A 9,263-nucleotide genomic window follows, 5' to 3' on the forward strand; every position below is an offset into this window, starting at 1 on the left:
GTGGCAGGGGGCCGCACCCTGCGAACTAGGGTCTGTGTCGAAGTCCTCGGTCGAGCCTGGGCCCGCCGCAGGCCGGCCAGGGACTTCGACACAGACCCTATCTCTGGACGAAGACCACCACGCTGCGAGCGGGCACGGTGAACGTGCCGGTGGCCCGATCGAACGCGGCCGTCCGCAGCGTCGGGTCGGCCGAGGTCGTCAGCACGGGGTGCAGCGACACGTCCGCCCCCCGCAGGCCCGGCAGCCGCTGGGACGCGGCGCCCGGGGTGCCGTTGAAGACCACCGCGACCGACTTCCACCGCGGGTCCAGGCCGCGACCGTCCAGCGTCATCGTCAGCACGCCGGGCGTCTCCGCCTCCCCGGAGAGCGGGAACGCCACCCGCCGCTGCACCTGGTCGGCCGAGGCGAGGCCGAAGACCGGCGACGAGGCCCGGATGCGCAGCAGCTCGGCGTACCGCGCGTCGGTGGTGGTGATCGCCGCGCAGTCCGGCACCAGCGCGGGGTCGGCCAGCAGCGGCTTCGCGTACGGCCACTTGTCCTCGTTGTCCTGCGCCGGCGGCAGGCCGGCGCCGAACCCGTTGCCGTTGGCGCAGCCCCAGCGGATCTGGTTGAACCAGTCACCGGAGTTGTACGAGTTGCGGTCCAGCGACTTCGACCGCAGCCGCTCGGTGCCGGCGGTGACGAAGCCGGTGCCCTGGCCCAGCACCACCGTGCCCAGCGCCAGCACCTGCATCCGAGCGCGGTCCAGCGCGACGGTGGTCTGTGGCAGCTTGTACGCCAGCGCGTCGTACAGGATCTCGTTGTCGTGCGCGTCGACATAGGTGACCGCCTCCCCCGGCGCGGCGGTGTAGCCGGCCGGCGAGCCGTTGTAGTCCACCTGCGCGCCGGTGACCTGCCGCCCGGCGGAGTCGGTGAACCGGTACCCGCGCAGGTTGCCGGTCAGTCCCACCTTGATCAGGTCGTGGGCGTGCAGCAGCCGGGCCTTCTGCTCGGCCGGCGACCCGTTGACCGGATCACCGTTCGGGTCGGTGTAGAGCCCGGAGGCGAAGCCCTGCGCCCGCGGGTTGGCGTCGAACGGTCCACCGCCGCGCACCGCGTCGCGCAGCCGGTCGTTGAAGGTGCCGATACCGGTGCCCGCCATGTTGGCCTGGGTGGCCTGCACGAACCGGGCGTCGTTGGCGACCTCGCCGAAGTTCCAGCCCTCGCCGTAGAGCAGGATCGACCGGCCGTCCACGCCGTCGCGGGCGACGGTCAGCCGGTCCAGCGCCTTGCGTACGGCCAGGATGTTCGCCTTCGGGTGGTGACCCATCAGGTCGAACCGGAAGCCGTCCACCTTGTACTGCCTGGCCCAGGTGACCAGCGAGTCGACCACCAGTTTGCCCATCATGGCGTGCTCCGGGGCGGTGTTGGCGCAGCAGGTGGAGTTGGCCACCGTGCCGTCCTCCAGCAGCCGCTGGTAGTAGCCGGGCACGATCTGGTCGAGCACCGACTTCTCGTCGACGCCCGCCGCCGAGGTGTGGTTGTAGACCACGTCCATGACCACCCGCAGGCCGACGCCGTTCACCCCGGCCACCATCCGGCGGAACTCGGCGGTCCGCGCCGCGCCGGCCGGGTCGACCGCGTAGCCGCCCTCCGGCACCGTGTAGTGCAGCGGGTCGTAGCCCCAGTTGTAGCCGTCGGCCTCGGCGACCGCCGCCACGCACCTCTGCTGCTCCGCGGAGTCCGGCGGCAGGGCCGCCAGGTCACAGGCCGGCTGGCGCTGGTCGACCCGCTTCTCCGGGATGGTCGCGAAGTCGAACGCCGGCAGCAGGTGCAGGTGGGTGACCCCGGCGTCGCCGAGCGTCCGGAGGTGGGTCATGCCGGCTGTCTTCGGGTCGGTGAAGGCGAGGAAGGTGCCCCGCCGCTCGGCCGGCACGCTGTCGTCGGCGATGGAGAAGTCGCGCACCGACAGCTCGGAGACCTGCGCCTTCGCCGCCGGCACCGCGGCCGGCTTGCGCAGCGTCCGCCAGCCCGGCGGGGCCAGTGCCGGGTCGTTCAGGTCGACCAGCTGACTGTGCGCCGAATCCGCCGACAGGGCCACCGAGTACGGGTCGGTCACCGAGGCGGTGACCATCCGCTGCGCCGCCGGCTGCCACGCCTGCACCTGGTACCGGTAGTACTTCCCGGTCCAGGCGTGGCTCCCGCGCACCGACCAGACCCCGGTGCGGTCGTCGCGGCGCATCGACACCGTCCTCGGCTGGGCGGTGGGCGAGTCGAACAGTTGCAGTGCCACCGTCCGGGCGGTCGGCGCCCAGAGCGCCAGGCTCGGCGTCCCGCCGGCGAACGTCGGCCCGAGGGTGGCGTCGGTCGCCCGGGCATACACGTCGTCGAGCACACCGGGGATCTGCACGCCGGTGGCGGCGAGCAGGGCCCCCTCGGCGTCGCGCTCGGTGACCAGCAGCTGCCCACGCAGCGCCGCCGGCACCCGGGCCAGGTCACCCCGGTCGAGGGTGAAGCCGCGGTACGCCCACAGGTGCGGGAACGCGGCACGCTGGGCCTCGGTCAGCCCGTTGCGCTGCGCCCGCAACGGCAGGGTGGTGTACGTCCCGGTCAGCTCCCCATCGGCCACGCTCACCCCGCCGGCCGGCGCGGTGACCAGCGCGTACGTCCTGCCGTCGGTCGGGCCGGTCTGCCAGGCCACGGTGGACCGGTCGATCCAGTGCGCCTTCTGCTTGGCGATATCGGTGTCCCGGCCGGCGCCGGTCGCGGTCGAGGGCAGCAGCCGGCCCGGGGTGGCGGCGAGCAGCCACACCTCCCGGCCGGCGCTGGCGAAGTCGAGCCGCTGGTCGTCCGGCAGGTCCTTGGTGTCGCCCTGGTGGATGATGTAGTTCAGCCCGGTCGCCCCGGCCGCCAGCGGCACCCGGAACACCGCGCCGAACGCGTCGACGGAGGTCGGCGTGAGCGGTGTGGACCACTCGGTCGGGTTGGCCGCGCCGTCCCACAGGTGCAGGCCCCAGCCGTCGTAGTTGCCGTCGACCCGCCGGTAGTGGATCACCGCGGTGCCCTCCTCGACCGGCGGGTCCGGTTGACCGGTGGCCGCCTGCCGAGTCGGGTAGATCGCCGGGTCGCCCTGCTTGAGCCAGACCTCACCGGTCTGCGTGACGTCGACGCTGCGGTCCTGGGCGACGTCCTTGGTGCCGTTCCGGTCGACCACCAGGAAGCTCACCGACTTCGCGCCCGGCTTGAGCTTCACCCAGGCGAACCGGCCGTAGGAGTCCTCCCCGGCGAACGGCTGCCCCTTGGGCCACTCGGTGACGTACGCCGGGTCGATGTCGCCCCACGCGTACAGGCCCCAGTCGTCGTACCCACCGGCGGGGCGCTGGTAGTGCACCACCGCCCACTCCCGGGACCCACCCTGCTGCGGCGTGCCCACGATGGCGGTCGACCGGGCGGTCGCGGTGCGGCCCCGCCCGTCGCGGACCACCGCCTTGTACTCCACCGACGTCCCGCCGGCCAGCCCGGTCAGGTCGTGCTGCACGGTGTACGGCGCGTGGTCGGCGCTGCCCAACAGGGTCCACCGACCGCCGGCGACCCGGGCCGCCATGGTGACGGTGGCCAGCGGGTCACCGGTCACCTGGGCGGTGATCGCGGCTCGGGTGGCCACCGGCGCGTCCGGCGCGGGAGCGGTGATGGTGATGGTCGGTTTGCCGGCGGGCTGCGCGACGGGGGTGCCGGCCCGGTGCACCACCGCCGACAGCGGCGGCACGGTCAGGGTCAGCTTTCCGTCGGCGCCCGCGGCGGCGGCACCGGTCGAGCCGTAGATGCCGGTGAAGGTGGCGCCGGCCGACCAGGTGTCCACGGTGACAGTCTGCGCGGTGTCGGCGTTGTTCACCGCCACCACGTACTCGATGCGGTCTGCGGGGGCGATCCGGGAGGCGGCGAAGACGCCCGGGCCGTCGGCGGCGTACCGGGTGACCTGCACACCGTCGCGCAGCGCGGGGTGCGCCTGGCGCAGCCTGCCCAGCTCCGCGATGGTCCGGTAGAGCGGGTGGGTGGGGTCGAACTGGTCACTGGCGTGGGTGCGGTCCGTGCCGAGCAGGTCGTCGTCGAGGTAGTCGGTGACCTTCGAGGCGAACATGTCCTGCCGGGCGTCCTTGTCCCCGCCCGGGCCGGTGAAGCCCTGCTCGTCGCCGGAGTAGATCACCGGCTGGCCACGGGTGAGGAACATCAGCTGGTGCGCGAGCTGGTCGCGGCGCAGGTGGCTGGCCGAATCGGTGCCTCCACCGGCGATGAACGAGCCGATCCGGCCCATGTCGTGGTTGCCGAGGAAGGTGGTGAGCCGGCCCGCGTCGGTGTCCCGGGCGGCGTAGAGGTCGTCGCGGGCGTACACGTCGGCCAGCGCCTTCGCCGAACCGGCGCCGGCGGTGTAGCCCCGCGCGGCCTCCTGGAACGCGAAGTCGAGGGTCGCCGGCAGACCACCCTGCCGGACGTAGCTGGAGCTGATCTCCGGGTCGGCGCTGTACACCTCGCCGAACATGAAGAAGTCCTTCTTGCCGGCCTTCTCGGCGGCCCGCTCGATGCCCTGGCTGAACTGCGGCCAGAAGTCCATGTTGACGTGCTTGACGGTGTCCAGCCGGAAGCCGTCGACGCCGGTCGCGCCGATCCAGTCCCCGTACGCCCTGGTCAGACCCTGGACCACCTCTGGGCGTTCGGTCCACAGGTCGTCGAGGCCGAAGAAGTCGCCGTACTCGCTGTTCTCGCCGGCGAAGGTGGAGTCGCCCCGGTTGTGGTACATGGTGGCGTCGTTCAGCCAGGCCGGGACCTTGACCGTGGCGTCCTCCCGCTCGGCGAACGTCGGCGTGTACGGGAACGACGCCTGGTTCACCGGCGGGAAGGCGCGGGTGCCGTCGGCGTAGTTACGGTCCTCGAACGCCCGCCCCTGCGCGTCGGTGTACGGCGAGGTCGCCTTGTCCACGTAGGCGTACCGGTTCTCGGCGTACTTGATGACGTCGGCGGTGTGGTTGACGATCACGTCGAGGTAGATCTTGATGCCGCGCTGGTGGGCCAGTTTGACCAGCCGCTTCATCTCCTCGTTGGTGCCGAAGTGCGGGTCCACCTGGGTGAAGTCGGTGATCCAGTAGCCGTGGTAGCCGGCCGAGACGTCGTCGCCGGAGCCCTGCACCGGCCGGTTCTTGAAGATCGGGGCGAGCCAGATGGCGGTGGTGCCCATCCCCTGGATGTAGTCCAGCTTGTCGATGACGCCCTTCAGGTCGCCGCCGTGGTAGAAGCCCTTGTCGGTCGGGTCGAGGCCGGTGCGCAGCCGGTCACCGGAGAGGCCACCCCGGTCGTTACGGGGGTCGCCGTTGGCGAACCGGTCCGGCAGGACGAAGTAGAACTGCTCGGCGCGGGCGGTGTCGGTGCCCGCCTTCAGGAGTTCCTCGGCGGTGGGCTCGCCGCGCCACTGGGCGGCGCCGGCGACAGCGAGGGGGTCGGTGCCGGAAGGCCGGGGGTCCGCGGCGGCTGGACGCACCGCGACCGGGCTGCCGACGAGCGTGAGGGTGAGCAGGGAGGCGAGGGCGAGCAGGGCGGTGCGCGGTGTCGGCGGGGGTTTCATCGACGGCCTTCCTCTGGTCGTGATTGGCCGCACGCTAACCCTTGCCGAAACAATCTGCAATGCCTTGCAAACAAAGTCGTAACAGAGCAGCCGCCTTGCGGAAGCACCCGTCACCAGGCGTACGTCCACCGACGACCGTCCAGGTCAGAACCCGATGCAGCGCACCCCGTCGACCGTGCACCCCCGCGGCGTGGTCGACGACCGCTCCAGATGAAACCGCAACGACGCCGAGCCGCCGGCCGGCACGTCCACCCCGCTGGCGTACGTGAAGCCGCCGTCGGTCTGCCGCACCGTCCCCTGTGGCACGCCCTCCACCCAGGCGGTCACCAGCCGCCCACCGCCGAAGTCCAGCCGCACCGTCCACCCCCGGTCCTCGACGGCCCGGTTGACGATCAGCACCTCGCCGATGAAACCCCCGTCGAAGCTCTGCACGACCCGGTATCGGCCACTCACCGCGGGCGCGCCCTGCGTTGGCCGCGGCGCCGGCCCGCTCGACGTCGGCCCGCCCGGCCGACCGGCGCTCGGCGGTCGCGACCCGGCCGGCGCGCTCGGGGACAGCCCACTCGCGCGCGGGGACAACCCGGGCCGCAACGGCGGCGCCGACGATCTCGGGGGTGTCGGCGCCGTGACGGTGGGCGGGACCGAACCCTGCGGAACTGGCAGCGCCGGCGGCAGCGCCGATGCGTCGTCCGGCGCCGGACTACGTCCCCGATACGCGCCCAGGGCAATGAAGAGCAGGACCACCATCACCACGACGCCGGCGAACACCACGATCCAGGGCGACGACGCGACAGCGGCCGGACCACGGGACGGTCGCGGGGCGCGACGCATGCCGGACATGTACCTCCCTCAGCGGGCCGTCCGGGCAGCGTAGCCACCGGCGGTCGGACCCGGAAGCTCCGGCGGCGGCACCGGAGGTCCGCTGACCGGGCACCAGGTCAACCGAGTTGGCAGTCGACCCCGTTGACCGTGCACCGGTCCGGTCGCTCCCCCGAGTCGCCCCAGCCGAGCCGCAGCCGCAGCGTCCGGCTGTCACCCGGGGCCAGGGAACGGGTGCCGCGCAGCACGAACTCGCCGTCCCCGCGCGCCGACACCGAAACTCCCGAGTCGCCGCTGATCCGCAGCTTCCGCACGTCGTCGTCGTACGACAGCTCCACCCGCCAGTCCAGCGACCCACCCGACGCGTTCGTGACCGACAGCACCGCCTCGGTCCCGTCCCACCCGTCCGTTCCGACCTGGTACCGGGCGGTGACCGTCTCCTGGGCCGGACCGAGCGGCACCGCCGACGCCGCCGGGGCGGACGTCCGACCCGGAGCCGGCGAGCTGGTGCTGACCCGTGGCGACGGCGCCCGGCTGCTGCGGGTCGGTCGCGGCGACGCCGTGCGCGGCTCCGCCCCGGTCGGAGTCGGCGTCGGCGTCGGCGTGGCCGACGCGGTGGCCGGCGCGGTCGGCAGGAACACCGGCGGCCCGGCCTGCGACATGGGCTCCGGCTCCCGGGTACGGAACGACAGCAGCGCGACCACCAACAACACCACCAGCGCGCAGACCCCGAGCAGCACCACGATCCACGGGACCGACGCCAGCACCCGCGCCGCCCGCACACCCTCCGCACCGTCCGGCCGCATCGCCATCAGGTCTCCCCTCGTCCCCGCCGACGCGCCAGCGTAGCCAGCACAGGCCAGACCGGAAACCAGGCGGGTACGGATCGGACCGACCAGCCGACCCGGAGCGGAAAACGGCTCGATCGCACCGGTTGGTCAGGCCGTCCGGACAACCGTGGAGATGAGCGGCCCCTCACCGGTGGTGCGCAGCAGGTAGCTGTACCGCTCCCCCGGCACCGCGTGCCCCCGACTGTCCAGGAATTCCCACTCCACCGCCACCATGGTCAGCAGCGCGGACATCGGCTGCACGTCCTCGATCTGGGCGTGCGCCGCCACCAGTTCCCGGTCCTGGTAGTCGGGTGCGGCGCCCACGAAGGACAGCGCCACCGCCGCCGGCGAGTTGAACGAGAAGCTGTAGGTGTCGGCCACCACCAGCCCGGGCAGGGCGTAGCAGCTGGCGATGGCCGGCAGGTCGCCGGAGGTCAACGCCACGCCGTACCGGTCGAAGAAGTCGGTCAGCGCCTTGAGATCGGTGGAGGCTTTCACGGCCCAGCAATTGCCGGTCACCGGGCACGTCAAACCTCAGCGCGGCGGAACCTGGACCTCGATCTCCGCACCCAGCCGCGCGTCGGCGGCCAGCCCCAGGTCGTCCCCGCTCCAGAACCGCCCCGGGTCGTACCAGTTTGGACGCCGGCCGGCGGGCAGCAACCCCATCGCCTCGTAGGTCACGGCCACCACCTCGGCGCAGTACGCCGTCTCCAGAGCCCGGTCCCGCGCGGCCGGCGACCCACCCGTCAACGAGGCCGACGGCGGCGCCGGCCGACCGGGTCGCGGCAACGCCGGCACCCGACCGCGCACCCAGCGCCAGGCCAACTGCGCGGTGGACGGGAACGGCGTGCCGTCCAGCCGCGCGATCGTACGGAGCACCGCCCGTTCCATCTCCCCGTCCGCCGGTGGATCGAGCTGTCGCAGCCAGGCCCGCTGACCGTACCGGTTGGCCCAGACGCAGACCGCGTCCCGCAGGTCGTGCAGTTGCACACCGCGCTGGTGGGTGCCGGACCACAGATCCGGCAGCGACCTGCCCAGCTCCGCGTGCCACATCAGCGGCGGCATGTCGTCCAGCACCACGGCCATGCCCACGTGGTTGACCGGACTGTTGGTGGTGAACTGGATCGCCCGGTCCGGCACGCTGCGACCCCGGAACACCCACACGTCGCCGGTGCGGGTCAACTCGACCGCCTCGTCCAGGCTGATGCTCATGAGGGTCTAGCCTAGGCCGATGGGGCAACGAATGCGGTGGTGGAAGGTCCTCGGGCTGGCCGGCCTCGCCGGGGTCGCGGCCACCGGTGTGGTCATCGCACGGGCCGAACGGCGCCGGCGCGCGTACACCCCGGAGGAGATCCGGCAGCGGCTGCTCGAACGGCACGCCCAGGCGAGCGACGCCGCGAAACCCGCCGACCCGGCCTGACCACCCGCCTCGACACTCCCCCGTCGACGCAGCGATCTCCTTCGAAGACCTGGCTGCGAACCTAGTAACCGCCGAACGGTAACCGCACGATCGACGGCCGGTCTCCCGTGACGGGAGACCGGCCCGGTCGCGGGCGGCATCCGCACCAAGGCGCGTTATACCTCAGAGTCATATTTATGCCTCACAGGTATCGGGCTCGAATGCCTGCTGCCTCGCCCGCCCGGAACGCCGTCCTGACCTCGGGGCGGTTGTGGCCTCGGCGTGTTTGGCAGGCGGCAGTGTCCCGGGGATCGCGCGGATCGTGGACCCGGCCGGGTTGAGACCCCCGACGGCCTGATGTCCGGTTCGTGATGGGCGCGGCTGGACGTGGTGTCCGGTTCCGGAGTTAATGTCCCGTGATCGGGGGCACCCGCAGGGTGGAATCGGGGGCCGGTCGGGGTGGTTATACCTGGCAGATCACCGCGGGGCCCGGTAGCCGCAGGCCGCCGGGAACACCGGCCAGGCCGCCACGGTTACATCCCCCGTAGCCGCCGACCGCCGGGAACACCCGCCGGGCCGGCACGGTTACATCCCCCGGACACCCGAGCAGGTCCCCTCCGAT

At 72.5% G+C, this 9,263-nt stretch carries 6 protein-coding genes; 1 reads left to right on the forward strand and 5 read right to left on the reverse strand.

Annotated features, from left to right (window positions below; genetic code table 11):
* Positions 1-97 precede the first annotated feature (97 nt).
* From pulA to ACWD6N_RS32245, 5 genes are all read right to left on the reverse strand, one after another.
* Entirely contained in the window at positions 98-5,593 is a 5,496-nt protein-coding gene (gene pulA, locus ACWD6N_RS32225; protein WP_450005854.1) for a pullulanase-type alpha-1,6-glucosidase, read from the reverse strand.
* Between the two features lie 144 nt (positions 5,594-5,737).
* A complete protein-coding gene (locus ACWD6N_RS32230) occupies positions 5,738-6,046 on the reverse strand; it encodes a cellulose binding domain-containing protein (protein WP_354967484.1) in 309 nt (102 codons plus the stop codon).
* Between the two features lie 485 nt (positions 6,047-6,531).
* The gene (locus ACWD6N_RS32235) at positions 6,532-7,224 is read right to left on the reverse strand and encodes a hypothetical protein (RefSeq protein WP_354967483.1); all 693 of its coding nucleotides are present in this window, start codon (positions 7,222-7,224) and stop codon (positions 6,532-6,534) included.
* A gap of 126 nt (positions 7,225-7,350) precedes the next feature.
* Positions 7,351-7,740, reverse strand: a complete 390-nt coding sequence (locus ACWD6N_RS32240; RefSeq protein WP_354967577.1) for a hypothetical protein — start codon at positions 7,738-7,740, stop codon at positions 7,351-7,353.
* A gap of 36 nt (positions 7,741-7,776) precedes the next feature.
* Positions 7,777-8,454 (reverse strand): hypothetical protein, encoded by a 678-nt coding sequence (locus tag ACWD6N_RS32245; RefSeq protein ID WP_354967482.1) that lies wholly within the window; start codon positions 8,452-8,454, stop codon positions 7,777-7,779.
* A 19-nt stretch (positions 8,455-8,473) separates the two neighbouring features.
* On the opposite strand from ACWD6N_RS32245, the gene ACWD6N_RS32250 reads away from it, so the two are divergent.
* The gene (locus ACWD6N_RS32250; RefSeq protein ID WP_354967586.1) at positions 8,474-8,662 is read left to right on the forward strand and encodes a hypothetical protein; all 189 of its coding nucleotides are present in this window, start codon (positions 8,474-8,476) and stop codon (positions 8,660-8,662) included.
* Positions 8,663-9,263 lie beyond the last annotated feature (601 nt).

The organism is Micromonospora sp. NPDC005163, assembly GCF_053599835.1.

What these genes read in the sequence shown, in the direction of transcription:
- ACWD6N_RS32245 (WP_354967482.1), bottom strand. Translation starts at nt 8,454, where the DNA reads ATGAGCATCAGCCTGGACGAGGCGGTCGAGTTGACCCGCACCGGCGAC.
- ACWD6N_RS32235 (WP_354967483.1), bottom strand. Translation starts at nt 7,224, where the DNA reads ATGGCGATGCGGCCGGACGGTGCGGAGGGTGTGCGGGCGGCGCGGGTG.
- pulA (WP_450005854.1), bottom strand. Translation starts at nt 5,593, where the DNA reads ATGAAACCCCCGCCGACACCGCGCACCGCCCTGCTCGCCCTCGCCTCC.
- ACWD6N_RS32250 (WP_354967586.1), top strand. Translation starts at nt 8,474, where the DNA reads ATGGGGCAACGAATGCGGTGGTGGAAGGTCCTCGGGCTGGCCGGCCTC.